Source organism: Roseburia sp. AF15-21 (assembly GCF_003479505.1).
GTDB classification, from domain to species: domain Bacteria; phylum Bacillota; class Clostridia; order Lachnospirales; family Lachnospiraceae; genus Roseburia_C; species Roseburia_C amylophila.
Genome location: NZ_QUHG01000030.1, coordinates 419 through 659, shown reverse-complemented (window position 1 = coordinate 659; position 241 = coordinate 419). Strand labels below are relative to the sequence as shown.

General features: G+C 52.3%; 1 pseudogene. It reads right to left on the bottom strand.

The features are described from left to right. Nucleotides 1-241: pseudogene (locus DWW33_RS16100) on the bottom strand (MobQ family relaxase); the annotation flags it as partial.

Here is a 241-nt window from a genome sequence, read left to right as displayed (position 1 = left end):
TCCGGCGCAGTGCGGTATCTACGGCGTTCTGCACCTGCCGCAGCCGTATGACTTCCTCCCGGAGCGGCTTGTGCTGCGGAGACAGTTCGGCATACTCTGTTTTTAACTGTGCGTATTCCTGTTTCCATGCTTTCAGGGCAATGGGTTTTCCGTCCAGTTTTTCTTTCAGAATACGGCGGGCAGCATAAAACAGCCGTAACTCCGCATCGTGGGATGTTTCAAATTTCTCCCTCTGTTTCTT